Genomic DNA, 25,148 nt, shown 5'->3' on the forward strand with positions numbered 1-25,148 from the left:
AATTAGGTTAGCCCTGCCTAACCTGGCATACTTCACCACGATCGAGCAAACAAGGGGAGGAAAAACACGTGACCGCGCTCGCGCCCCGCCTTCACGGCATCCGGCGCCGGCGGCTCGGCCTCCTGCTCGTCCTGCTCGCCGCCGTCGCGGCCGCGGCGGTGCTGAGCATCACGATCGGCTCGAAGCCCGTACCGCCCGGCGACGCCTGGCAGGCACTCACCGCGCCCATGGGCAGCGAGAACGACATCATCATCCGTTCGCTGCGCGTCCCGCGTACCGTGCTCGGCGTGCTGGCCGGGATCGCGCTCGGCGTCGCGGGCGCGCTCATGCAGGGCCACACGCGCAACCCGCTCGCCGACCCCGGCCTGCTGGGCGTCACGCAGGGCGCGGCGTTCGCCATGGTGGCCTCGATCATCCTGCTCGGCGCCTCCAGCCTGCTCGCCTACATCTGGTTCGGCCTGGCGGGCGCGCTGGTGGCCAGCGTGGCGGTGTTCGCGCTCGGCATGACGGGCGGCAGAGGCGGGCCCACCCCGGTCACGCTGGCCCTGGCCGGCACCGCGGTCAGCGCCCTGCTGTACGCCATGACCTCGGCCATCGTGCTCCTCGACGAGCAGGCCATGGACGTGTTCCGCTTCTGGCAGGCCGGTTCCATCGCCGCCAGGGGCCCGGACGTCGTCTGGCAGGTGCTCCCGTTCATCCTCGTGGGCCTGCTGCTGGCCATGGTCAACGCCCCGGGCCTGAACGCCCTGTCGCTCGGCGAGGACGTCGCCCGTTCCCTCGGCCAGAACATCGCCCTGACCAGGACGGTCGGCGTCGCCTCCGTCACCCTGCTGTCGGGCGCCGCGGTGGCCGCGTGCGGCTCGCTGGCGTTCGTGGGCCTGATCGTGCCGCACCTGGCCCGCCCGCTGTCGGGCACCGACCACCGGTGGCTGCTGCCGTACTCGGGGCTCGTCGGGGCGGCGTTGCTGCTGGTCGCCGACGTGATCGGCCGCGTGGTCGCCCCTCCGGGCGAGCTGGAGGTGGGCGTGATCGTCGCGCTGCTCGGCGCCCCCTTCTTCGTCGCCCTGGTCCGCCGCAGGAAGCCGGTACGGCTATGACCGCGCTCTCCCTGCGCCTCGGCGCCCTGTCCTGGCGGCTGCGCCTGCGTGCCGTCACCGTCAGCGTGACCGGCCTGGTGCTCCTGTTCCTGCTCATGGCGCTCAACATGCGCATCGGCGACCTCCCGATGAGCCTGCCGGAAGTGCTCCAGGGCACCTTCGACGTCAACAGCGCGGCCCACTTCGTCATCATGGAACTCCGCCTGCCGCGCGCGCTGACCGGCGCCCTGGTCGGCGCGGCGCTGGCGCTGTCCGGCGCGCTCATCCAGTCCATCGCCCGCAATCCGCTGGCCAGCCCCGAGATCCTCGGCGTCACGACCGGCGCCTCGGTCACCGTCGTGGCCGGCGTGGTGGCCAGCGGCAGCGTCTACGGCGGCACCAGCGGCCTGCTGGCCACCCTCGGCGTCCCCGCGCTGGCCCTGCTCGGCGGCCTGCTCGGCGCGGCCGTCGTCTACGGCCTGGCCTGGCGGCGCGGCCTGGACGGCTACCGCCTGGTCCTGGTCGGCATCGGCGTGGCCGCCGTGTTCACCAACGTGAAGTTCTGGTTGCTGACCGTCGGCGACGTGAACGACACCAGCCGGGCCATGGTCTGGATCAGCGGCTCGCTCAACGGCCGCGGCTGGGAGCACGTCGTCCCGGTGGCGCTGGCGCTGGCCGTGCTCGTCCCGGCCACCCTGCTCGGCACCCGTTCGCTCGACGCGCTGCGGTTCGGCGACGACGTCGTCACCGCGCTCGGCGTACGGATGAACGCGGCCCGCGGGCTGCTGATCCTGGCCGCCGTGCTGCTGGCCGCGGTGGCCACCGCCTCGGCCGGGCCGATCGCGTTCGTGGCGCTGGCCTCGCCGCAGATCGCGCTCAGGCTGGCCCGCTCGGCCCGGCCGCCGCTGCTGTGCTCGGCGGTCACCGGGGCCGTGCTCACCGCGGGCGCCGACCTGATCGCCCGGACCGTCTTCTCGCCGATCGAACTGCCCGTCGGCATCGTCACGGCCGTGCTGGGCGCACCGTACCTGATCCACCTGATCTGGAGGGCACGCAAATGAGGCTGCAGGCCGCGGGCGTCAAGCTCGGCTACGGCGACCGGACCATCGTGGACGGCCTCGACCTGGGCATCGAGGCGGGCACGGTGACCACGATCATCGGCCCGAACGGCTGCGGCAAGTCCACCCTCCTGCGCGCGCTCGGCCGCCTGCTCAAACCCCAGGGCGGCCAGGTGCTGCTGGACGGCAAGCGCATCGACTCCATCCCCACCCGCGAGGTGGCCAAGATCCTCGGCGTGCTGCCCCAGGCGCCCTCGGCCCCCGAGGGACTGACGGTCGCCGACCTGGTGGCCAGGGGCCGGCATCCGCACCAGACGTGGTACCGGCAGTGGTCCTCCGACGACGAGTCGGCGGTCGCCGCGGCGCTGTCCATGACCGGCCTGGCCGACCTCGCCGAACGACCGCTCGACGAGCTGTCGGGTGGCCAGCGGCAGCGCGCCTGGATCTCCATGGCCCTGGCCCAGGGCACCGACCTGCTGCTGCTCGACGAGCCCACCACGTTCCTCGACCTGGCGCACCAGGTGGAGGTGCTGGAGCTCGTACGTCATCTGCACGAGCAGGCCGGGCGCACGGTCGTCATGGTCCTGCACGACCTCAACCTGTCCGCGCGCTACGCCGACCGCCTGGTGGCCATGCGCGCCGGCCGGGTCGTCGCGGCCGGCACCCCGCACGAGGTGCTGACCGAGGAGCTGCTGCGCGAGGTGTTCGAGCTGGACGCCAAGATCATCGAGGACCCCGTGGCCGGGACCCCCCTGGTGGTGCCGATCGGCCCGCTCTCAACACCACGAGCCTGACCCTCACCCCTCAGCACTCGGCCAGCGCCCGCTCGACGTCCTGGTCCTCCGGGGCCAGCTCGGCGGCCCTGAGCAGGTCCTGCCTGGCCTCCTTGGCCCTGCCCAGCTCCCGGTACACCATCGACCGGTTGAACAGCAGCTCCACCGTCTCGGTCAGCTTCAGCGCGCGCGTCAGGTCGGACAGGGCGCCCGCGTGGTCGCCGCGCTCGAAGGCCAGCACGGCCCGGTTCCCCCAGGCGGCGGGCAGGTCGGGGTCGATCTCCAGCGCGGCCTCGAAGGCGGCGTACGCCTCCGGGTGGCGGCCCTGCGCCGTCTCCACCTGGCCGAGCACGCACAGCAGGTGCGCGTCGCGCGGCCGGAGCGCCAGCCCGCGCGCGACGTCCGCCCTGGCCCGCTCGTACTCGCCGTGGAGCGCGAGGATGCCGCACCTGTTCACGTACGCGGCCGCGAAGCCGGGATCGAGCTCCAGCGTACGGTCCAGGTCGGCACGGGCGCCTTCGAGGTCGCCCGCCGCGAACCGCAGCTCCGAACGGTTGTAGTACGCCTCGGGGAAGGGCGGGCTGAGCCGCGTCACCGTCTCGTAGTCGGCCAGGGCCTCGGCCGGTCTGCCGAGCTGGTTGAGCAGGTTGCCCCGGTCGAGGTAGTAGTCGGGGTAGCCGGGATCGGCGTCGATCGCCGCGGTGTAGTCGGCCAGCGCCTCCTCGTACCGGCCGGCCTGGGCCAACAGCTGGGCCCGATTTGCGCGCAGCACGAGCCGGTGGATCGGGTGCTCGCCGGCCAGGTGTTCCTCGGCCAGCGCGATGGCCTGCTCGACCAGGGGGAGCGCGTTGCCCGACCGGCCCGCGCGCAGCTCGACCAGGGCCTTGCCGTTGAGGTCGAACCCGAGGTGGAAGGCCCGTTCGCGGGGGTCGGGCAACAACGACGTGATCGTGACGGCCTCGTTGATCCAGGCCATCGCCTCGCCGGGGTCGCGGCGGGCCGGGTCGTGGTGGCGTACCAGGATCATGGCGGTGGCGTACGCGATCGTGGCCCGGTGCTTGGGGTTGGTGCTCACGCGCCTGGCCCGGTCGTAGAGGGCGCGGGCCTCCTCCTCGCGTTCCACCGCCTCCAGGGCGGAGGCGACGCGCTGCACGAGGGTCTGCCATTCGTCCGGATCGTCCTCGTACGCCATGCCGCGCAGGGCCTCCAGCCCCGACTCCGCCATGGCGTGGTGGAAGCCCTCGTCACGGAAGCGGTCGAAGTCGGCGCACAACGGACCCTCGCCGGGCGCCGACGGCCCTTCCTGGACGCGCAGCAGTCCGGGGTCGAGCCGGCGGCGCAGCACCTCGACCAGTTCGGCGTCGGTGTGGTCGGCCTCGCCCAGGTTCGACACGACGAGCGTGAGCGGGCCCGTGAGGGTCAGGAGCTCGCGGACGAACTCGGCCAGCCCGTTGGCGATCCTGAGACTGCGGCGGGCCCCGGGGATGAGGATGCGCTGGGCTCTGGGCAGGTCGTCGGCCAGCGAACGCCTGCGTGCCGGGACGACCGTTCGCAGGCGGGGCGCCGCGACCCGGATCTCCACGTCGTACGCGGCCGCCAGCTCGGGCCGGCGGTCCAGTGCCTCGGGGACCAGCAGGTCGAGCAGGGCGGCGGCCAGCGAGTAGGGTCCGGCGATCCTGCGGTCGGCGTCGAGGGCGATCGTCCTCACGACTGCCCACCTCCCAGCGGTCGGCGTTCCCGCGTGGAAACGCCGACCCAGTAACAGGTCAAGGAGTGTGTCGCGGCGAGGCCTGCGTGGACGGCCTGACAGTCCCGGGCCGATGTACGACGATCTTCTTCATGGGCATCCCCTCGGTGATCGCGGGTAACCCGAACATGTCAGCACAAAGCCAACTAACCACTCAAGACTTTTCTGGTAACGGCCATATCGGCATGAATTAGGACACAACCGATACCGAGGGTCAGTCACCCAGGATCGCGTCCACGAACACCTCGGGGTCGAACGGCGCCAGGTCGTCGGGCCCCTCGCCGAGCCCCACGAGCTTGACCGGCACACCCAGCTCGCGCTGCACCGAGATCACGATGCCGCCCTTGGCCGTGCCGTCGAGCTTGGTGAGCGCGATGCCGGTGATGTTGACCACCTCGGCGAACACCTGCGCCTGGCGCATGCCGTTCTGGCCGGTGGTGGCGTCGAGCACGAGCAGCACCTCGTCGACCGTGGCCTTCTTCTCGATGACCCGCTTGACCTTGCCCAGCTCGTCCATGAGACCGGTCTTGGTGTGCAGGCGGCCCGCGGTGTCGACGATGACGACGTCGACCTTGTCCTCGATGCCCTTGGCCGTGGCGTCGAAGGCCACCGAGGCCGGGTCGCCGCCCTCGGGCCCGCGTACGGTCTCGGCGCCGACCCGCTCGCCCCAGGTCTGGAGCTGGTCGGCCGCCGCCGCGCGGAACGTGTCGGCCGCGCCCAGCACGACCTTCTTGCCGTCGCCGATGAGCGAACGGGCGAGCTTGCCCGTGGTGGTGGTCTTGCCCGTGCCGTTGACGCCCACGACGAGCACCACGGCCGGCCGCTCGCCGTGCTTCTGCACGTGGAGACTGCGGTCGAGGTCGGGGTTGACCTGCGCGAGAAGCTGCTCGCGCAGCACGCCTCGGACCTCCGCCGGGGTACGGCTGCCCAGCACCTTGACCTTGGTGCGCAGCTCCTCGACCATCGCGCGGGTCGGGGCGACGCCCACGTCGGCGGTGATCAGGCTCTCCTCGATCTCGTCCCAGACGTCGTCGTCGAGCCGGTCGCGGGACAGCAGCTCCAGCAGGCCGCGGCCGAGCGAGCTCTGCGAACGCGCCAGACGCGAACGCAGCCGCACCATCCGGCCCGCGGACGGCGGCGGCACCTCGACCTCGGGCGCGATGACCATCGGCTCGGCCGGCTTGATCGGCGGCGGGACCGTGGTGACCGCCCCGTCGGCCTCCTCGACCGGTCCGGCGGGCCGCTTCTCCTCCTCGGGAAGCGGCGGCGCCTGCGGCGGCGGCACGGGCGGCGCCGCCTTGCGACCCGGCCTGAACAGCAGGAAGAGGCCGCCGACCGCCAGCAGGGCGACGACGACCACGATCACTATGACGCCGAGGTAACCATCCACAAGATGTCAGTTTTCCAGATCGACCGGCATGGTCATGCCCAAGGCACACGGATGATGACAGGCCGGATCAGGCGGATTCGCGCTCCCGCAGCCGCTGGCTGATCACCTGCGTCACGCCGTCACCGCGCATCGACACGCCATAAAGGGCGTCGGCGATCTCCATCGTGCGCTTGTTGTGGGTGATGACGATGAGCTGGGAACTCTGCCGCAACTCCTCGAACAGGGTCAGCAGACGCTGGGTGTTGGTGTCGTCGAGCGCGGCCTCGACCTCGTCCATCACGTAGAACGGCGAGGGCCGCGCCTTGAAGATGGACACCAGGAACGCCACCGCCGTCAGCGAACGCTCGCCGCCCGACAACAGGGACAGCCGCTTGACCTTCTTGCCCGGCGGCCTGGCCTCGACCTCGATGCCCGTCGTCAGCATGTCGGCCGGGTCGGTGAGCACGAGCCGCCCGTCGCCGCCGGGGAAGACCCGGCCGAAGATCTGCTCGAACTCGCGCGCGACGTCCTCGTACGCCGAGGCGAACATCTGCTCGACCCGGTCGTCGACCTCCTTGACCACGGTGAGCAGGTCGCGCCGGGTCTTCTTGAGGTCTTCGAGCTGCGAGGTCAGGAAGGCGTGACGCTCCTCCAGCGCGGCGAACTCCTCCAGCGCCAGCGGGTTGACCTTGCCGAGCTGGGTCATCTGCCGCTCGGCGGCCCTGGCCCGCTTCTCCTGCTCCACGCGGACATAGGGGACGGGCGGGTCGCCGGGGACGGGGGCGTCGGGGCCGTACTCGGAGATCAGCGCCTCGACCTCGACGCCGAACTCCTCCATCGCCCGCTCCTGGAGCTGTTCCAGCCGCAGGCGCTGCTCGGTGCGGGCCATCTCGCTCCCGTGGACGCGGTTGACCAGCTTGTCGAGCTCCTGGCCCAGCTCGCGTACGCGCAGGCGGACCTGCTTGAGCTCGGCGTCGACGGCGACGCGGGCGAGGTCGGCGTCGTCGCGCTCGCGGGAGGCGAGCTGGATCGAGGACGCGAGCGCCGTGAGCACCTGCTTGGCGCCCTTGCTGACCGCCTCGGCCACCACGGCCTGCCGCCTGCGCCTGGCCCGCTGAGCGGCGGCCTGGGCGCGTTCCTGGCGTTCGCGCTGGGCGGCGCGCAGCAGGCCGTCGGCGCGGCCCTCGATGCCCCTGACGCGCTCCTCGGCGGTGCGCACCTGCAGCCGGGTGTCCATCTCGCGCTGCCGGGCCGTCTCGCAGGTCGCGGCCAGGTCGTCGCGTACGTCGGTGGTGGGCTCGGTCTCCAGCTCCTGGGCGTATTCGGCCTCGGCCAGCCGGATCTCCAGCTCGGCCAGCTCCTCCAGCCCCTCGGTACGGGCGTCCTGGGCGGCCGTGACGCTGCGGGCCAGGCGTTCGGCCTCGGCGTGCGCGGCGTGCGCGGCGGCCTCCAGCTGGGCCAGCCGCTTGGCCGCCGCCGCGTTACGCTGGTCGGCCTCGCGCTGACGGGCCCTGACCTGGTCGAGGACGCCCTGCGCGGCGCTCACGCCGGCCTGGGCGGCGGTGACCGCGCTCTGGGCCTCGTTGACGTGCGCCTGGGCCGCCTCGACGGCCCGCTGCTCGTCCTGCTCGCCCTCGATCGCCCGGTCGAGCGCCTCGGCCGTGGCCTCCGCCGTGGCCTCCGCCTCCCGCAGGTCGTGCACGGCCTCGTCGAGCGCCGCCCGCACCTGGAGCACCGAGGTGCCGCCGGCGGACCCGCCGCTGGCCAGATGGGGCCCGAGCACGTCGCCCTCCTCCGTCACCACCCGCAGGTCGGGACGCAGAACGGCCAGCTCGCGGGCCGCGTCGAGCTTGCCGACCACGACGACGCCCGCCAGGACGTGGTCGAGCGCCGGCCGCAGGTGGCCGGGCACGGTGACCAGGTCGGCGGCCCACCGGCCGCCTTCGGGCGCCTTCGGGCGGGACTGCGCAACCTCGGAGTGACCCGGCGTGTCCGAAACCCCGCCCTGGCCGCCGGCGCCCGCCACGAGCAGCGTCACCTGGCCCGCGTCGGTGACGCGCAACAGGTCGAGCGCCTCGACGGCGGTGTCAAGGGTCTGGACGGCGACGGCCTCGGCGACCGGACCGAGCACGGCGGCGACCGCCAGCTCCGCACCCGGCGTGACCTGCATCGAGGCGGCCAGCGGGCCCAGCACCCCGGTCAGGCCGGCGTCGAGGAGCGCGGCGCCGCCGTCGCCCTTGGCCAGGCCCAGCTCCAGCGCGTCGCGGCGGGCCTGGAGCGCGGCCACCGACCGCTGGGCCTCCTGGTCGGCGGCGCGGGACGTGGTGACCGCCGTCTTGGACGCCTGGAGGGCGGCCCGCGGCCCGCCGAGCCCCGCCCCGGCCTCGTCGGCGGCCGCGCGGGCCTCGTCGGCGACCGCCTTGGCCTCCTCGACGACGGCCTGCGCGGTGGCCAGCTCCTCGGCGAGCGCCGGATCGGCCGCGGGCTCCTCGGCCCGCTGGGTCTCCAGGTCGGCCAGGGCCTGCCGTTCGCGTTCGGCGGCGTCGGCCACGGCCTTCTCCAGCCGCCCGATCTCCTCCTCGGCCGCGCGCGCCCTGCTGCGTACGGAGTCGACCTGGCCGCGCAGCCTGGCCAGGCCCTCGCGGCGGTCGGCGGCGGCACGGGCGGACATCGCGAGCCGCTGCTCCTCCGCGCTCAGCTCGGCCTCGGCCTCGGCCCGCCGCTGTACGGCCTCCTCCAGCAGTTCCTGGGCGTGTTCGAGCTCGGCCCGCAGGATGTGCTCCTGCTCGCGCACCTCGCCGGCCTCGCGTTCGAGGTCTTCGGGGTCGCGGCCGCGGCGTTCGATGGCGGCGGCGTCGAGGGCGTGGCGGTGGCGTTCGGCGGCGAGCTGTCCGAGGCCGGTGATGCGCTCGCGCAGGGAGGAGAGCCTGAAGAAGGTCTCCTGGGCGGCGCTCAGCCGTGGCTGGGTCTCGGCCTCGGCGGTCTCCAGGGCCGCCTCGCGCTGCTGGCCCTCGGCCAGCTCGGTCTCGACCTGGTTGCGCCGGGCCGTGACGGCGGCCTCGTCGGCGGCCTCGCGTTCGAGCGTGGCACGCAGGATGCACAGGTCGTCGGCGAGCAGCCGCAGCCGGGCGTCACGCAGGTCGGCGTGGATGACGGCGGCCTTGCGGGCGATCTCCGCCTGGCGGCCGAGCGGTTTGAGCTGGCGGCGCAGCTCGGTGGCGAGGTCCTGCACCCGGGTGAGGTTGGCCTGCATGGCGTCGAGCTTGCGCAGCGCCTTTTCCTTGCGCTTGCGGTGCTTGAGCACGCCGGCGGCCTCTTCGATGAAGGCGCGGCGGTCTTCCGGGCCCGCGTGCAGCACGGCGTCGAGCTGGCCCTGGCCGACGATGACGTGCATCTCGCGGCCGATGCCCGAGTCGGACAGCAGCTCCTGGATGTCGAGCAGGCGGCAGGTGTCGCCGTTGATGGCGTATTCGCTCTGCCCCGACCGGAACATCAGCCGGCTGATCGTGACCTCGGTGTAGTCGATCGGCAGCGCGCCGTCGGAGTTGTCGATGGTCAGCGTCACCTCGGCGCGGCCGAGGGGCGGCCTGGAGGAGGTGCCGGCGAAGATGACGTCCTCCATCTTGCCGCCGCGCAGCGACTTGGCGCTGTGCTCGCCCATGACCCAGGCCAGGGCGTCGACGACGTTGGACTTGCCCGAGCCGTTGGGGCCGACGACGCAGGTGATGCCCGGCTCGAAACGCAGGGCGGTCGCCGAGGCGAAGGATTTGAAGCCGCGCAGGGTGAGGGTCTTGAGGTACAAGAGCGACCCCCTTCTTCTCCCTGACCGCGGCTGAACGGGCTTCGGAAAAGCCTACTGGTCCCGGCCGCCCCACGTGGGCGTGTCGATGACCAGGGCTTTTCCGACCAGGGCTTTTCAATCCGGGGAAAATAACAAGGGACGCCTCTCAGAGACGTCCCTAGGGTCTTGCGCTCCGATCACTCTCAGGTGAGTGCCGGCTCGCGCTCCTGCAAGCGACTGAGCGCTTCGTCGCGGGTTTGCGCCGCAAGAGCGTCATTCGTGGCCTGAAGTCGGATGAGTTCTGCCTCCAGATCCCGGATACGCTGCTGCAAGCGACGCATCTCCGAGACCATCCGAGGGTCAGGACCGCCGACGTGGCCGAGTAGAGCCTTCGCCATGGTAAAGGGTCCTCCACGCTGAGTGACCAGACTGGTTCGCGCACTTCAATTCCGCGGGAGGGGTGCGCGTGGTACTTAACAAGAGTCGCACCGGCAGTGTGGGCGGTCAAGTCGAACGAACCGCAACGCCCTACTGATAGGCACTCCCGACATACAACTATACCCTATTTGGGCGGTTTAGCAAAAGCCGCTACCGCTCTACAAAACCACCCAAACTACCTCGGGCTTCGCTCCATCGTTCCACTACTCCATCGACCCTTCCCGGCGTGTCGCAACCTCTGAGCAGTTCCAACAGCTTGACGCACGCCTCCCGTGGGCCCTCGGCGACGACCTCGACCCGGCCGTCGTCGGTGTTCCGTGCCCAGCCGGTCAGGCCGAGCTCCAGCGCCCGGGCCCGCGTCCACCACCGGAAGCCCACCCCCTGGACCCTCCCCCGCGCCCAAGCGGTTACTCGGACGTTTCCCGAAGCTTTGTCGCCATTACTCTTCGTATCCGTCATGCCGCCACAGTCTCATGCCGTCGTACGAATTCCATGGCCAGATCGTTGAACGCCAGGATCGCGGCCGTACGGCCCGACCGCAGCCAGGCCAGGCCCAGTGACGAGGGAGGCAGGCCGGCGACCGGCACGAACGTGATGTCGGGCCGCCGGTGGTGATCGGCGCTCGGCTTGCAGAAGAGCATGCCGCCGCGGTTCAGGGCGACCTGGGTCAGGCCCTCCTGGGCGGTGGCCACCGTGGCGGCCCTGGGGATCGGCCGCCCGGCGGGGGTGAGGGTCGGGGCCACGTGCTCCCGCCAGCGGCGCGGGGCCGGGTCGTCGAGGCCGAGGAGGGCGACCGAGGCCAGTTCCTCGGCGTCGACGCCCGCCCGGCGCGCCAGCGGGTGGCGTACGGACAACCCCAGCTCGACCGGGCAGTGGTTCAGCTCGGCGCCGCCCTCCAGGTCGGGCTCGTCGAGCGGCAGCAGCGTGAACGTGAGATCCACCCGCCCCTCGCGCAGCTTGGTGAAGGGGTCGGACAGCGGCACCTCGATCAGCTCGACCATGCACTCCGGATACCGGCGTTCGAACGCCGCCACGCTGCCCGTGATGATCTCCGTGGGCGTGGCCAGGAACCCCACCCGCAGCAGGCCCGTCACCTCACGGGCCGACGCCGTCGCCCGCGACACGGCCGCCGCCATGCCGTCGTAGGCGGGGCGCAGGTCGTCCAGGAAACGCCGGCCGAGCGGCGTCAGGCGCACCCGCCTGCTGGTGCGGTCGAAGAGCCGGCCGCCGATGCGGGTCTCCAGCGCGCCGATGAGCTGGCTCACCCGGCCCGGCGACAGATACAGGCGCTCGGCCGTACGCGCGAAGTGCAGTTCCTCGCTCAGCACGAGAAAGCACTCCAGCTCCCTGAACTCCATGCCACTCCCCTGGACGCGATCGCTTAGCCCGTCTAAACCAAGGCTTCGAGCTTCGTCATTGTTCCTCCACCGCCAGATGACAAGGCTGAACGGCATGACGACTCTTGAGACCCCTGCTGTCGCGCAGGCCCGCTGGCTCGCCGTGCTGGCGGTCGCGGTGGGCACCTTCACCATCGTGACCAGCGAGATGTTGCCCGTCGGCCTGCTGACCTCGATCGCCTCCACCTTGGGGGTGTCCGACGGCATGGCCGGGCTGATGATGTCGCTGCCGGGGCTGGTCGCGGCCGTCTCGGCGCCCGTACTGGCCATCGCCACCCGGCGGCTGGACCGGCGGGTTCCGTTGCTCGGACTGATGGCGCTGCTGGCGGTGGCCAACCTGGCGGCGGCGTCCGCGCCGAACTTCGCCGTCATGCTGGGCGCGCGGGTGCTGACCGGGGTGAGCATCGGCGGGTTCTGGGCCTTCGCCGCCGGGCTCGGCCTGCGGCTGGTGCCCGAGCGCTCGGTGGGCCGCGCCACGTCGGTCATCCTGGGCGGGGTGTCGGTGGCCTCGGTGCTCGGCGTCCCCGCCGGCACGCTGATCGCCTCGGCGGCGGGGTGGCGCACGTCGTTCGTGGTCATGGGCGTGCTGGCGGTGGTGCTGCTCGGGCTGCTGGCCGTCGTGCTGCCGCCGATGCCGGGCGAGCAGGCCGCCGGCGGCTCGCGTACGCCGCTCGCCGGAGCGCTGCGGGTCGTGCTGGCCGCGACCGTACTGATCATCACCGGGCACTTCGCGGCCTACACCTACGTCCGGCCGTTCCTGGAGCAGGTCGCCGACGCCGGACCCGCCCTCGTCAGCACCGCCCTCCTCGTGTACGGCGCGGCCGGCGTCGTCGGCAACTTCGTCGCCGGCGCCAGGGCGGCCAGGAACCCCAAGCCGGTGCTGATCGTCCTGGCCCTGCTCATCGCCGTGTCCACGGCGGCGGGCGCGCTGGTCGGGCTGCCCCTGGTCATGCTCGTCGTGTGGGGCCTCGGCTACGGCGGCGTCGGCGTGGCGCTGCAACTCTGGATCATGCGCTCGGGCGGCGGCGAGCTGGGCACCGCGCTGTTCGTGGGCGCGTTCAACGTCTCGATCGCGCTCGGCTCGTTCGTCGGCGGCCGGGTCGTGGACGGCGTGTCGATCTCGTCGGTGATGTGGCTGGGCGCGGGACTGGCCCTGCTCACCGCGGCTTTCGCTGGCATTTGGGGCAGGAGTACGACGACCGGTTCATGAACGCCTCCCGCCTGATCGGCGTGCCGCAGCGGGAGCACGGCAGGTCGCGGCGACCGTAGACCTCAAGGGAACGGTCGAAGTAGCCGCTCTCGCCGTTGACGTTGACGTAGAGGGCGTCGAACGAGGTGCCGCCCTGGAGCAGGGCGGCACCCATGACCGTACGCACGCCGGCCAGCAGCTCGGCGATCTTCGGCCGGGTGAGCGTCTCGGTGGGACGGGCCCAGTGGAGCCGGGCGATCCACAGCGCCTCGTCGGCGTAGATGTTGCCGACGCCGCTGATCAGCGACTGGTCCAGCAGCGCCCGTTTGATCTCGGTGCGCCTGGCCCTGAGCCGCCGGGTGAACTCCGCCTCGTCGAACGACTCCTCGAACGGGTCGGGCGCGATGTGCGCGATCGGCTCGGGCACGCCGTGGACCAGCGGGGTCAGCATGACGTGGCCGAACGTGCGCTGGTCGACGAAACGCAGGTCGGGACCGCCGTCCTCGAAGCGCAGGCGTACGCGCAGATGCCGCTCAGGCGGCGTCTGCGGATCGACGACGAGAAGCTGGCCGCTCATGCCCAGATGGGCCAGCAGGGCCTCCTCGGCGCCCGACAGCGGCAGCCACAGGTATTTGCCGCGGCGCTCGGCCGACAACACCGTACGGCCCTTCAGGCGGGCGGCGAACTCGTCGGCGCCGGGCAGGTGGCGCCGGATCGCGCGGGGGTGCAGCACCTCCGCGTCGGCGATCTCGCGGCCGACGACCCATTGCGCGAGGCCGCGCCTGACGACCTCGACCTCTGGCAGCTCAGGCACAGTGCACCCCGTCCTCTAGACTCCGCGCCCGACGGCCGGATCCGCAGTGACAACACCGGGCACGACCGGCGACTTCCCGGCGACCGGCGGCTTCCCGGCGACCGGTGGTTTCGAGCGGCCGGTGGTTCTGGCGGGCGGGGCTCAGCTCGCGGGCTGGCTCTCGCGCTGCTCCCGGCGGGCCCTGATGCGCGTCCAGGCCGCCTCGGCCGCCTGCTGCTCGGCCTCCTTCTTGCTGCGCCCCGTGCCCGAGCCGTAGGACTCGCCGCCCACGCGCACCATCGCCGTGAACGACTTGGCGTGGTCGGGCCCGCTCTCCTCGACGTGGTACTCGGGCACGCCGAGCGCCTCGGAGGCGGTGAGCTCCTGAAGGGAGGTCTTCCAGTCGAGCCCGGCGCCCAGCGAGGCCGAGCGCACGATCAGCGGGTCGAACAGCAGATGGACGACCCGGAACGCCTCGTCGAGGCCCTTGTCCACGTAGATCGCGCCGATCAGCGCCTCCAGCGTGTCGGCCAGGATCGAGGACTTGTCGCGCCCGCCGGTGCCCTCCTCGCCCCTGCCGAGCCGCAGGAAGCGGCCGAGGCCAAGGTTGCGGGCGACGTCGGCCAGCGCGCGCATGTTGACCACCGCGGCGCGCAGCTTGGCGAGCTGCCCCTCGGGCAGGTCGGGATGGTTGCGGTAGAGGGTGTCGGTGACCACGAGACCCAGCACCGAGTCGCCGAGGAACTCAAGGCGCTCGTTGGTGGGCAGACCACCGTTCTCGTACGCGTACGAGCGGTGCGTGAGGGCCCGCTCGAGAATGTCGGAGTCGAGGCCTACGACCAGGACCCGCTGCAACTCGTCTCTGGCGACCTCCACGGCCACCGGCTTAGGACCTGCGCCCACGTGTTTCCTCCTCGGACATCTTCACAAGACGGCTGCGGAAGATGCCCGAAAACGTGGTGGGCGTCGGGGTAACACGTAGCCCCGGCGTCCACCACGGCCGCGGGCTGACCGCCGCCGCACACATCTACAGACGTTAACGCCGACCGAGGCACAATGGCACCCGGTCGGCATCACGTCAACTGCTGAGAGGAAACCGGCCGCCGGCGTGACGGGCAGGTCTCCGGTCAGTGTGATCAGGCGGACGGCTCGATGACCTGACGACGGTTGTAGGTGCCGCAGGTGGGGCACGCGATGTGCGGCTGCTTGGGCGAACGGCACTGCGGGCAGCTCACCAGGGCGACAGCAGTCGTCTTCCACTGGGAGCGACGGGCGCGGGTGTTGCTCCGCGACATCTTTCGCTTCGGGACGGCCACGTCACTTCTCCTGATCGTTATCGTTCTCGGAAACCAGACCTTGCAACGACGCCCAGCGGGCATCGATCTTCTCGTGCCGGTGATCGGCGCCGGCCTCGGCCAGCTTGATCCCGCACTCCGTACAGAGCCCCTCGCACTCCTCGCGGCACACGGGGCTCAGCGGCAGTGCGAGCACCGCCGCGTCGCGGAACGTCGGCTCGAGGTCGAGCAGCTCTCCGTCGAGCAGTGAGTCCTCCTCCGAGGCGTCCTCGTCGGAGTAGAAGAACAGCTCCTGCAGATCGACCTCGATGTCCGAGGTGATCGGGTCAAGGCACCGCGCGCACTCCCCGGCGAGCGGGGCGTGCGCCGTGCCCGAGACGAGCACGCCTTCCATCACTGCTTCGAGCCGGAGGTCCAGCTCGACTTCGGCGTCTTTGGGGACACCGATCATATCGACGCCGAGGTTAGCCGGTGCCGGAAGGGTCAGGGTCATCTGCCGCATCGTGCCCGGTCGCTTCCCCAGATCATGAGTGGAGAGCACCCAAGGGGAGCGGGGGTCGAGGTGCTGAGTCATCCTGCTCTCGCTAGGCATGGCGAAGAGGCTCGCCGTCGTACAAGGCCGAAATGAAAGGATACCAGGTCGCGGTCAGCCCCTGAGACGCTCGATGAGCAGCTTGTGCACCAGGTCAGGGACCAGGCCGGACACGTCGCCACCATACCGCGCGATCTCCTTCACCCGGCTGGAGGACAGGAAGGAGTACTCGGGATTGGTGGGCATGAACAGCGTCTCGACGCCCGAGAGGCGGTAGTTGAGCTGGGCCATCTGGAGCTCGTAGTCGAAGTCGCTGACCACCCTGATCCCCTTGACGATGGCCGGGATGTCGTGCTGCTTGCAGAAGTCGACCAGCAGGCCGTGGAACTTCTGCACCTTGACGTTGGGGTACTCCTTCGTCACGGTCTGAAGGATGTCGATCCGTTCGTCGACCGTGAACAGGCTGCTCTTCTCGATGTTGATGAGGACCGCCACGACCACCTCGTCGTACAGGCGGGCGGACCGGCCGATGATGTCGAGATGGCCATTGGTGATGGGGTCGAACGACCCCGGGCAGACAACGCGGCGCAAGACGCCTCCCAGGTCTACGGGTTCCCGGCGGCGCGACCGTACCAAACGGATGCTTCGCCGTATCTACGGACCCTCTCCTCAACATAACCTTCCGGCCACATCAAGGGCTTTCCCCTGGTTTCCCGCTCGAATGCCACCAGGCCCTCCTCGACCAGCCAGCCGTTGTCGCGCAGCAGCTCCAGCACCCGCGTCACCTCGCCGTCACCCAGCGCGTACGGCGGATCGGCGAAGACGATGTCGTACGGCTCCTCCGGCGGCTTGGCCAGCACCCGCTCGACCTTGTCGGCCGCCAGCTCCGCGCCGTCGAGGCCGAGCGACTGGATGTTGGCCCTGATCGTCCGGACGGCCTTAGCGTCGGACTCGACGAGCAGCGCGTGGGCCGCGCCCCTGGACAACGATTCCAGAGCCACGGCGCCCGAACCCGCGTACAGGTCGAGCACGCGGGCCTCACGCAGGCCGTACAGGGAGTCGAGGGTCAAGAAGATGCCTTCCCTGGCCCTGTCGCTGGTCGGCCTCGTGCCCCGCCCCGGCGGCACGGCCAACCGCCGCCCACCCGCGCTCCCCGCGATGATCCGAGTCATGAGGACCATTGTTCCGCATGTTCGCCCAGGTCAAGAGTGGACAAGTGTCTGCCTCGACTGCGCAAGGGTGATTCACATCGGCGGGATCGCCCCGCATGATGAGTCTGCGGCCTTCAAGGTGACCCACATGAAGGCCGACCGGCGTGATCGTGAGCCCTTCCGCACGCCGGTTCCCTCGGCACCTGACCCGAGGGTGGGCCCAGCCGGGGACGGCATTCGGGGGGAGGCCGTCCCCGCGGCTGGGCCTTCAAAATCTTTTTCAGGCCCCCGTTCCCTACGTCTTCTCCAGGTACTCGGCCTTCTCGTCCGCCAGGAGCCGGGCGATCTCGGCACGCAGGCCCTCGTGGGCCGCCAGGTCGGGGTCCTCGGCCAGCAGGGCGGCCGCCTCGTCCCGGGCCGTGGTGATGACGTCCTCGTCCCGCAGCAGTTGCAGGAGCTTCAGCGACGTGCGCTTGCCCGACTGGGCCGCCCCGAGGACATCACCCTCCCGGCGCTGCTCCAGGTCGACTCGGGACAACTCGAAGCCGTCCAGCGTGGCGGCCACCGCGTCGAGCCGGGCGCGGGCCGGGGTGCCCTCGGCGAAGTCGGAGACCAGCAGGCACAGACCGGGCAGACCGCCCCGGCCCACCCGCCCGCGCAGCTGGTGGAGCTGGGAGACGCCGAAGCGGTCGGCGTCCATGATGATCATGACTGAGGAGTTGGGCACGTCGACGCCCACCTCGATGACCGTGGTGGCGATCAGCACGTCGAGCTCGCCCTTGGTGAAGGACCGCATGATCGCGTCCTTCTCCTCCGGCGGCAGCTTGCCGTGCAGGGTGCCCACGCGCAGGTCCTGGAAGGGGCCCTGGGTCAGCAGCTCGGCGACCTCCAGCACCGCCAGCGGCGGACGGCGGTCGTCGTCGCCCGCCGCCGTCGCCGGGTGGCCCTCGTCACCCTCCAGATCGCCGATCCGCGGGCACACGATGTACGCCTGCCTGCCCAGCTCCACCTCCTCGCGCACCCGCTGCCAGGTGCGTTCGAGATAGTGGGGCTTCTCCGCGGCGGGCACCACGTGCGTGGTGATGGGGGCGCGGCCCGACGGGAGCTGCGACAACGTCGAGACCTCCAGATCGCCGAAGACCGTCATGGCGACCGTGCGCGGGATCGGCGTGGCGGTCATGACCAGCACGTGCGGACGGCCGCCCCCCGCCTTCTCACGCAGCGCGTCACGCTGCTCCACGCCGAAGCGGTGTTGCTCGTCGACCACGACCAGGCCCAGGTCGGCGAACTGGACGTGCTCCTGGAGCAGCGCGTGCGTGCCGACCACGATGCCCGCCGTGCCCGAGGCCGCGTCGAGCAGCGCCGAACGCCGGGCCGCCGCGCCCATCGACCCCGTCAGCAGGGTGACCGCCGTGCCGCCGAACATGCCGCCCTGGGCCAGCTCGCCCAGCATGCCGCTGATCGAGCGGTGATGCTGCTGGGCCAGCACCTCCGTGGGGGCCAGCAGCACCGCCTGGCCGCCCGCGTCGACCACCTGGAGCATCGCGCGCAATGCCACGACCGTCTTGCCCGCGCCCACCTCGCCCTGCAGCAGCCGGTGCATCGGGTGCTCCAGCGCCAGGTCGGCCGCGATCTCCTCCCCCACCTGCGCCTGCCCCTCGGTGAGCGCGAACGGCAACCGCCCGTCGAAGTCGGCCAGCATGCCGTCGGCCCGCCTGGGACGCGGCCTCGCCGCCGACGTGGTGGCCGCCTGCCGGCGCTGGAGCAGCACCGCCTGCAACACGAACGCCTCGTCGAACTTCAGCCGCTTGCGCGCCCGCTGCATCTCGGCGAAGTCCTTCGGCCGGTGGATGGCCACCAGCGCCTCCCCGAGCGGCTGGAGGCCGTGCCTGGCCCGCAGCGCGGCGGGCAGCGGGTCGTCGAGCGGGCCCAGCGTGTCGAGCACCACGCCGACCGCCCGCCTGATCGCCCACGGCGTCAGGTCCTTGCCCGCCGGATAGATCGGCACCGGCGCCGACGCGAACTCCTCGGCGCTCGCCTCCCCCTCCTCGAACAGCTCGAACTCCGGGTGCGAGAGCTGCCAGCGCGGTTTGGTACGCGCCCCGAACAGACCCACCTTGCCGGCGAACATGCCGCGCCGGCCCGGCTTCAGCCGCGACTCGGCCACATGCGAACCCTTGCCGAAGAACGCCAGGTAGATCCGGTTGCCGTTGCCGTCGACGACCTCGGCCTCCAGCCAGGTGCCGCCGCGGTTGCGCATGGGCTTGCGCATCAGCCTGGTCACCTCGCCGACCACGGTGACGTGCTCGTCGACCTCCAGCGCGTCGAGCGAGGTCAGCTCGCCGCGCTCGGCGTAACGGCGCGGGTAGTGGCGCAGCAGGTCGCCGACCGTCTCCAGGCCGAGCACGCTGTGCAGCAGCTTGGCGGTCTTCGGGTCGAGCGCTTTGGTCAGGGGCTCGTCGAAACGGCTCACGGCATCCAGTTCTACCGCCTGCGGGCGACAGGAATCCCGCACCGGAGGCCGGAGTCGCCCGCGGAAGGGGAACGATCCCGCTACTCGACGCCGATCAGCAGCGGGTAACCACCCTGCTCGCCGTCGTAGACGACCAGGTCGACGTCCGGCCGCGTACGCCTCAGATGCTCCTCCAGGCGGGCAGCGAGCCGTCCGGGCAGACCGGCGCCCGTGACCAGGGTCACCAGCTCGCCGCCGCCCGCCACCATCCGGTCGACGATCAGCGTCGCCACCCGCTCCAGCTCGCCGCCGATCACCGCCACGTCACCGTCGATCAGGCCCAGCACGTCACCGGGACGGCACACGCCCGCGCTCGTGAACGCCTCCCTGTCGGCCACCACCAGATGCCCGTACCTGGTGTGGCCGGCCGCGTCCGTCATGGCCACCACGTCGTCGTCGAAGCGCCGCAACGGGTCGTGCACGGCCAGCGCCGACAACCCCTGCACGGTCGCCCTGGTCGGCAGCACGCTGACGGCCACGCCGTCCTCACGGGCGATCTCGGCCGCCGCCGCGGCGACCGCGTGGACACCCTCGTCGTTCGGCAGCACCGCGACCTCGGCGCCCGCCTGCCTGATCGCGGCCAGCAGCTCGGGCAGCGCCGGCCGGGTGCCGGGCGCGCGCCGCACCACGACCGCGCCGCTCTCCTCGAACAGCGCCGCGATCCCGTCGCCCGCCGCCACCGCCACGACGCCCCTGCCCGCCCCGCCCCGGTGCGTACGCTCGGCCAGGTACGTGATCCTGATCCGGTGCGGACGCCCCGCCCGCAACCCCGCCTCGACGGCCGGCCCCGCCTCGGCCACGTGGACGTGCACGTTCCACAGGCCCTCGCCGCCCACCACGACCAGCGACTCGCCCATGGCGTCGAGCTCCGCGCGCAGCCCGGCCACCGCGGCCTCGTCGGCGTCCAGCAGGTACATCACCTCGTAGCCGGCGCCCACCTCGGCCATCGGCGTCACCCTGGCGGTCGGCGCGGGCACGTCGTAGTGGTCGCTGTAGGAGTCGGTGAGCACGGCGGCCAGGGTCTCCAGCACGATCGCCGCCCCCGCGCCGCCCGCGTCCACGACCCCGCTGCGGGCCAGCACCTCAAGCTGCCCCGGCGTACGGCGCACCGCGGCCCGCGCCTCCCGCGCCGCCAGCCGCGCCACCTCGCACGGATCGCCGCCCGCGCCCTGGGCGGCCCGCGCGGCCGACTCCAGAACGGTCAGCACCGTGCCCTCGACCGGCCTGGCCACGGCCTCCCTGGCGAGCGTGGCCGCCCTGAGCAGCCCGGCACGCAGGTCCGAACCGTCCTTGAGCACCTCGGCCAGCCCGCGCAGCGCCTGGCTGACGATGACCCCCGAGTTGCCGTGCGCCCCGACCAGCGCGCCGTACGCGAGCGTCTGCCAGACCACGGCCGCGTCCACGTCGTCGGGCAGCGACTCGACGGCCTCGGCCGCGGACAACATGGTGAGATGCAGGTTGGTGCCGGTGTCGCCGTCGGCCACGGGGAACACGTTGAGCGCGTCGATCTCCGTCCTCGCCCTGCCGAGGGCATCGGCGGCCAGGCGGGCCCAGCGGCGCACCGCGGGCGGGTCGAGGACCTTCATCTGCGCTCCTCCGACCTCCCCGCATGCGCTACCTTGTTGGAGGAGAATATCCCCGCACCGGCCACCGTCCAGTGCTCTGGTTCGCGCCCAATGGTGTGGATCAGATATTCTCGTCTGGCTAGCCGGTTGTCCCGGCATGCCCTCCGCCCGGAAAGCATCAGCGGACAGGGCTACATCGACTGTTTTAAGGAGCGATACCGTGGCTTCCGTCTGCGATGTCTGCCGCAAGGGGCCGACCTTCGGCAACAACGTGTCCCACTCCCACCGCCGTACCCGTCGTCGTTGGAACCCCAACATCCAGACGGTCCGCGCGGTCATCGGCGGCACGCCGAAGAAGCTGAACGTGTGCACCTCGTGCATCAAGGCGGGCAAGGTCACCCGCTAGTTTCTCGTCTTCGCGAAAGCCCGCCGCCCCTGTTCGAGGGGGCGGCGGGCTTTCGTCGTGCGTCACCCCGCGCGGGCGGAGAACCAGGCGGGGAACCGGGCGGGGAACGCGGTCAGCGCCACCGCCAGGCGTGGTCGACCGGGCCGATGCCGTCGCCCAAGGGGAAACCCCGCGCGATCGCGCCCGTCACGTACTCCTTGGCCCTGGCCACCGCCGCCGGGACGTCGTCACCGAACGCGAGCCGGGAGGCGACGGCGGAGGCGAGCGTGCAGCCGGTGCCGTGGGTGTGGCGGTTGTCGAGACGTTCGGCGGCGAAGCGGTGCTCGGTCGTGCCGTCGGTCAGCAGGTCGACGGGGGCGCCCGACAGATGGCCGCCCTTGATCAGCGCCCAGGTCGGGCCGAGCGCGAGCACGGCGTCGGCGGCCCGGCGCAGGTCGCGTTCGTCCTCGACCTTGACCGAGGTGAGCTGCTCCACCTCCCACAGGTTGGGCGTCACGACGGTGGCGACGGGCAGCAGGCGCGTCCTGAGGACGTCGACGGCCTCAGGCGCGAGCAGGGAGTCGCCGTGCTTGGACACCCCGACGGGATCGACCACCAGCGGCGCCGGGTAGGCCCCCAGCACCTCGGCCACCGTCTCCACGAGCACCGGTGAGGCCAGCATGCCGGTCTTGACGGCCTGCGCCCCGATGTCGCCCAGCACGGAGTCGAGCTGCGCGCGCACGGCCTCCGGCGGCAGCTCCCAGTAGCCCTGGACACCCAGCGAGTTCTGGGCCGTGACGGCGGCGATCACGCTCATGCCGTGGACGCCCATCGCCATCATGGTCTTCAGGTCGGCCTGGATGCCCGCGCCGCCTCCCGAGTCGGAGCCCGCGACGGTCAGCACACGTGGAGGGGTCGTCATGCCCCCATCCAACCACTCAGCCGATGGAGCACTCCCCACCGACCAGCCCACACGCCCCGGGCTCCTGTGCCTTCCCCGTCGCCGAGTACGTGACGTCCACGGAGTCCCCGGCGGCCAGCGAGCCCGACAGGTCGATGATCAGCAGGTCGCCGTCCTGGGTCCAGGATCCGCCGTTCACGTTCATGACGCGGCCCTCGACCGGCAGGGAGAAGGTGGCGTCCGCCAGCGGGACCTGCGCCTGGTTCGTCACGCGCAGCGTGGCCGAGTACGCGGTGAGCCGCTGCCTGACCGTCTGCCGCACGTTGACCGAACCGCCGCTCCCACCGGACCCGACCGTGGAGGAGGTGGCGGGCGCGGGGCTGCTGCCGACGGTCGGCACCACGCCGGTGTCGGAGTTGCCCATGGTCGTGGGGTCGTCCGTGGGCGCCTCGGAGATCGTCTCCTCGGCGGGCGGCTCGACGTCCTTCGTCGGCTTGGCCGAAGGCTTCGTCCGCATCCTGGTGGGCGTGGGGGTGGGGGGCGAGCTGCGGCGCGGGGCGCGGTTGCCGTTCGTGGGGGCGGTCGTCGTCGGGGCGTCGGAGGGCGTGCCCGACTCCTCTTCCTCCGTCGGCTCCTCCGAAGGCTCGTCCTCCTCCTCGGTGGCGGGGGCGGAGGTCACCGGCTCCGAGGGACTGGTGCTGGTCTGCACGGCGGCGCAGCTCGCGTCCGCGCACCCGGCGGGATCGCCGGAGGAGCTCATGAGCTTCACGCCGGCGACCGTGCCGCCGAGCACGACGGCCACGGCGGCGACCGACAGCAGCGCCATGCGGCCCTTGCCCCTGCCGCCGCCGGTGGGGACGTTCAGCACGTCGTCGCCGCCACCGCCGCCGCCTCTGGATCCCTTGCGCCGGCGGCCGCCGCGGGACTCGCCGGGCTCGTCGAGGTCCTCCAGCCCTTCGTCGGAGGACCAGCCCGAACGCAGGAAGCCGGTCTCGGCCTCCGCCCACGCCGGCGTGTGCACGGCGGTGGGCTGCCCGGCGACCTTCACGTCGCCGGGCTCGGGCGGACCGCCCGGGAAACCGTTCTCAGAACCGGCGCCGGGGGGCGCGTCGAACCTGGCGGTCGCGTTGTCGAACCCGCCGTTGTCGAACCCGGTGTTGTCGAAGCGGGCGTTGTCGAACCCGCCGTTGTCGAACCGGGCGGTGGCGTCGGGGCCGGGCGCGTCGAACGGGCCGGTGGTACGGCCGGAGGCGTCGAAGCTCGGCGGCACGCCGAAGGCGGCCGTGGGGCCGGACCGGGCATCGGGCTGTGCGTCGGACGGGGCGGGGCCTCTGGAGGGGGCGACGGCGTCCCAGTCGGCCGGACGGGCGAAGGCGCCCGTCACCTCGAACGGCCCGGCCCCGGCCGGCTCAGGATAGGGCGTACCAGGGAACGCGCCCCCGGGCGGCTCAGAAGAAGGCGTACCAGGGAACGCTCCCCCGGACGGCTCGAAGAACGGCGAACCGGAGAACGCGGGCCCGGACGGCGGCGGGAAGGCTCCGGACGGGTCGTCGGACGGCGTGAACCCAGGGGTGGCGTCGGTGGGCACCGCGAAGGCCCCCGTCGTCTCGAACGGCTCGGGCTGCGGAGCGCGCGGCGGACGACCGTCCTCGCGGCGCGGCATCGGGGCCCACTGCCCCGTCACCTCGACCTGGTCCGGCAACGCCGGCCAGCCCGGCGCCTCGGCCGGGTCGTCGGGACCCCAGAAAGCGCTGCCGTTCCCCCGTTCATCCCCGTCGTCGGATCCACCGGTGCCGTGGCGGCCCATGGCTGCCCTTTCTCGCGGTTACAGTGGCCGCCAATCTTCATAACACCTTTACTACGTCCTTGTCACAACAATCCCGCTAGTGCCACCCCAAACCAGGAAAATTTCACGTAAACCGGGACAAGTCATCACCGAAAGTGATCCCAGCCGCCTCGGCCCATCTCGCGCCCGTACACCAGGACGCCCTCCCCCTCGACCACCCGTCCCACGACCTGCCAGGACGACGGCAGGCGTACGTCAGAGGGGAAGACGGCGGCGAGCGCGTGGTCCTCGCCGCCCGTGAGCACCCATTCGAGCGGGTCGCTCCCCAGTTCCTTGGCCGCCGCCGCCACCGGCTCCCCCACGGTGAACGCCTCGGGGTCGAGCTCGACGCGTACGCCACTGGCCGCGGCCACGTGCCCGAGGTCCTGCACCAGGCCGTCGCTGACGTCGAGCATCGCGCTCGCGCCCAGCCCGGCCGCCCGCGGCCCCTCCTGGTACGGCGGGGACGGCCGCCGATGGGCGGCCACCGCCTCCTCCAGCGCGGCGGACCCGATCACGGCCCCGGCCTCCAGCAACGCCCAGCCGGCGGCGGCGTGGCCCAGCCGCCCCGCCACGGCCACCACCTGTCCCGGCCGCGCCCCGGACCGCTTGACCGGCGCCCGCCCGCCCAGGTCGCCCAGCGCGGTCACCCCGATGACCACCAGGTCGGATCGGGTGATGTCGCCGCCGACCACGCTCGCGCCGACCTCGGCGCACTCCTCGCGGAACCCGTCGGTCAGCGCGTCGAGCCAGGCCACGGGCAGCTCGGCGGGGATGCCGAGCCCGACCACGATGGACGTGGGCACGGCTCCCATGGCGGCGACGTCGGCGAGGTTCTGGGCGGCGGCCTTGCGGCCCACGTCGTAGCCGCCGGACCAGTCGAGCCGGAAGTGCCGGCGTTCGACCAGCAGGTCCGTGGACACGACCACCCGTCCGTCGGGCGCGGCCACCACGGCGGCGTCGTCACCCGGGCCGAGCATGACCCCCTCTCCCTGGGGCAGGCGACCGGCAATACGATTCACGACACCGAATTCGCCGAGATCTCCGACTGTGATGACGCACCTCCTGACGCACACAGGGTACGGTGGCCCTTCGGCGTGATCCAATCGCCCGGGAGGACGTAATGGTGCAGGCCTACATCCTTATTCAGACCGAGGTCGGCAAGGCCGCCGCCGTTGCCGAGGAGATCTCCGGAATTCCGGGGGTCACCCAGGCGGAAGACGTGACGGGACCTTACGACGTGATCGTCCGCGCGGAGGCGCGCAACGTCGACGAGCTCGGCAAGCTGGTCGTGGCGCAGATTCAGGCGGTGGAGGGGATCACGCGTACTCTTACGTGTCCGATCGTTCATATCTGACACA

At 71.8% G+C, this 25,148-nt stretch carries 23 protein-coding genes; 6 read left to right on the plus strand and 17 right to left on the minus strand.

The window, feature by feature from the left end:
* Positions 1-68 precede the first annotated feature (68 nt).
* From DMB42_RS23430 to DMB42_RS23440, 3 genes are read left to right on the plus strand one after another with little or no spacing between them, the layout of a single operon-like run.
* On the plus strand, positions 69-1,097 hold the full coding sequence (locus tag DMB42_RS23430; protein ID WP_125637128.1) for an iron ABC transporter permease: 1,029 nt from the start codon (positions 69-71) through the stop codon (positions 1,095-1,097).
* On the plus strand, positions 1,094-2,137 hold the full coding sequence (locus tag DMB42_RS23435) for an iron chelate uptake ABC transporter family permease subunit (RefSeq protein ID WP_125637129.1): 1,044 nt from the start codon (positions 1,094-1,096) through the stop codon (positions 2,135-2,137). The genes DMB42_RS23430 and DMB42_RS23435 overlap by 4 nt, the downstream gene beginning before the upstream one ends.
* Positions 2,134-2,928, plus strand: a complete 795-nt coding sequence (locus tag DMB42_RS23440) for an ABC transporter ATP-binding protein (protein ID WP_125637130.1) — start codon at positions 2,134-2,136, stop codon at positions 2,926-2,928. Before DMB42_RS23435 ends, DMB42_RS23440 begins: the two co-directional genes overlap by 4 nt.
* Positions 2,929-2,938: 10 nt before the next feature.
* On the opposite strand, the gene DMB42_RS23445 is transcribed toward DMB42_RS23440, so the two are convergent.
* The 6 genes from DMB42_RS23445 to DMB42_RS23470 form a co-directional block, all read right to left on the minus strand.
* Positions 2,939-4,615 (minus strand): tetratricopeptide repeat protein, encoded by a 1,677-nt coding sequence (locus DMB42_RS23445; protein ID WP_125637131.1) that lies wholly within the window; start codon positions 4,613-4,615, stop codon positions 2,939-2,941.
* Between the two features lie 253 nt (positions 4,616-4,868).
* Complete coding sequence (ftsY, locus tag DMB42_RS23450; RefSeq protein WP_125637132.1) at positions 4,869-6,044, minus strand: signal recognition particle-docking protein FtsY; 1,176 nt, start codon at positions 6,042-6,044, stop codon at positions 4,869-4,871.
* Between the two features lie 67 nt (positions 6,045-6,111).
* Positions 6,112-9,825, minus strand: coding sequence for a chromosome segregation protein SMC (gene smc, locus DMB42_RS23455; protein ID WP_125637133.1), 3,714 nt, complete (start codon positions 9,823-9,825; stop codon positions 6,112-6,114).
* Positions 9,826-10,007: 182 nt separating this feature from the next.
* Positions 10,008-10,202, minus strand: a complete 195-nt coding sequence (locus tag DMB42_RS55120) for a hypothetical protein (RefSeq protein WP_026214481.1) — start codon at positions 10,200-10,202, stop codon at positions 10,008-10,010.
* Between the two features lie 190 nt (positions 10,203-10,392).
* Positions 10,393-10,701: an acylphosphatase gene (locus tag DMB42_RS23465; RefSeq protein WP_125637134.1), complete on the minus strand. Its 309-nt coding sequence runs from the start codon at positions 10,699-10,701 to the stop codon at positions 10,393-10,395.
* On the minus strand, positions 10,698-11,600 hold the full coding sequence (locus tag DMB42_RS23470; protein WP_125637135.1) for a LysR family transcriptional regulator: 903 nt from the start codon (positions 11,598-11,600) through the stop codon (positions 10,698-10,700). Before DMB42_RS23470 ends, DMB42_RS23465 begins: the two co-directional genes overlap by 4 nt.
* Before the next feature lie 94 nt (positions 11,601-11,694).
* Between DMB42_RS23470 and DMB42_RS23475 the strand changes: the two genes are divergently transcribed.
* Positions 11,695-12,849, plus strand: coding sequence for an MFS transporter (locus DMB42_RS23475; RefSeq protein WP_125637136.1), 1,155 nt, complete (start codon positions 11,695-11,697; stop codon positions 12,847-12,849).
* On the opposite strand, the gene mutM is transcribed toward DMB42_RS23475, so the two are convergent.
* The 8 genes from mutM to DMB42_RS23515 all read right to left on the minus strand — a co-directional run bounded on the left by mutM (position 12,797) and on the right by DMB42_RS23515 (position 20,697).
* Positions 12,797-13,642, minus strand: a complete 846-nt coding sequence (gene mutM / locus DMB42_RS23480; protein ID WP_125637137.1) for a bifunctional DNA-formamidopyrimidine glycosylase/DNA-(apurinic or apyrimidinic site) lyase — start codon at positions 13,640-13,642, stop codon at positions 12,797-12,799. The genes DMB42_RS23475 and mutM overlap by 53 nt on opposite strands.
* A gap of 141 nt (positions 13,643-13,783) precedes the next feature.
* A complete protein-coding gene (gene rnc / locus DMB42_RS23485) occupies positions 13,784-14,503 on the minus strand; it encodes a ribonuclease III (RefSeq protein ID WP_125637305.1) in 720 nt (239 codons plus the stop codon).
* Between the two features lie 254 nt (positions 14,504-14,757).
* A complete protein-coding gene (gene rpmF / locus DMB42_RS23490; RefSeq protein WP_033409409.1) occupies positions 14,758-14,937 on the minus strand; it encodes a 50S ribosomal protein L32 in 180 nt (59 codons plus the stop codon).
* 1 nt (position 14,938) lies between these two features.
* Positions 14,939-15,508: a DUF177 domain-containing protein gene (locus DMB42_RS23495; RefSeq protein WP_125637138.1), complete on the minus strand. Its 570-nt coding sequence runs from the start codon at positions 15,506-15,508 to the stop codon at positions 14,939-14,941.
* A 54-nt stretch (positions 15,509-15,562) separates the two neighbouring features.
* Entirely contained in the window at positions 15,563-16,039 is a 477-nt protein-coding gene (gene coaD, locus DMB42_RS23500; protein WP_125637139.1) for a pantetheine-phosphate adenylyltransferase, read from the minus strand.
* Positions 16,040-16,053: 14 nt separating this feature from the next.
* Positions 16,054-16,620: a 16S rRNA (guanine(966)-N(2))-methyltransferase RsmD gene (gene rsmD / locus DMB42_RS23505; protein WP_125637140.1), complete on the minus strand. Its 567-nt coding sequence runs from the start codon at positions 16,618-16,620 to the stop codon at positions 16,054-16,056.
* Between the two features lie 274 nt (positions 16,621-16,894).
* A complete protein-coding gene (recG, locus tag DMB42_RS23510; RefSeq protein ID WP_125637141.1) occupies positions 16,895-19,072 on the minus strand; it encodes an ATP-dependent DNA helicase RecG in 2,178 nt (725 codons plus the stop codon).
* Positions 19,073-19,152: 80 nt separating this feature from the next.
* Positions 19,153-20,697: a DAK2 domain-containing protein gene (locus tag DMB42_RS23515; protein ID WP_125637142.1), complete on the minus strand. Its 1,545-nt coding sequence runs from the start codon at positions 20,695-20,697 to the stop codon at positions 19,153-19,155.
* 199 nt (positions 20,698-20,896) lie between these two features.
* On the opposite strand from DMB42_RS23515, the gene rpmB reads away from it, so the two are divergent.
* Complete coding sequence (gene rpmB, locus DMB42_RS23520) at positions 20,897-21,082, plus strand: 50S ribosomal protein L28 (RefSeq protein WP_049556934.1); 186 nt, start codon at positions 20,897-20,899, stop codon at positions 21,080-21,082.
* Positions 21,083-21,194: 112 nt separating this feature from the next.
* On the opposite strand, the gene thiD is transcribed toward rpmB, so the two are convergent.
* From thiD to DMB42_RS23535, 3 genes are all read right to left on the minus strand, one after another.
* Entirely contained in the window at positions 21,195-21,983 is a 789-nt protein-coding gene (thiD, locus tag DMB42_RS23525) for a bifunctional hydroxymethylpyrimidine kinase/phosphomethylpyrimidine kinase (RefSeq protein ID WP_125637143.1), read from the minus strand.
* A gap of 16 nt (positions 21,984-21,999) precedes the next feature.
* On the minus strand, positions 22,000-23,769 hold the full coding sequence (locus tag DMB42_RS23530; RefSeq protein ID WP_125637144.1) for a hypothetical protein: 1,770 nt from the start codon (positions 23,767-23,769) through the stop codon (positions 22,000-22,002).
* 125 nt (positions 23,770-23,894) lie between these two features.
* Positions 23,895-24,842 (minus strand): thiamine-phosphate kinase, encoded by a 948-nt coding sequence (locus DMB42_RS23535; RefSeq protein WP_125637306.1) that lies wholly within the window; start codon positions 24,840-24,842, stop codon positions 23,895-23,897.
* A 68-nt stretch (positions 24,843-24,910) separates the two neighbouring features.
* Here DMB42_RS23535 and DMB42_RS23540 point away from each other — a divergent pair, with 68 nt between their 5' ends.
* Positions 24,911-25,144, plus strand: coding sequence for an Lrp/AsnC family transcriptional regulator (locus DMB42_RS23540; RefSeq protein WP_125637145.1), 234 nt, complete (start codon positions 24,911-24,913; stop codon positions 25,142-25,144).
* Positions 25,145-25,148 lie beyond the last annotated feature (4 nt).

The organism is Nonomuraea sp. WAC 01424, from assembly GCF_003947315.1.
Lineage (GTDB): Bacteria > Actinomycetota > Actinomycetes > Streptosporangiales > Streptosporangiaceae > Nonomuraea > Nonomuraea spiralis.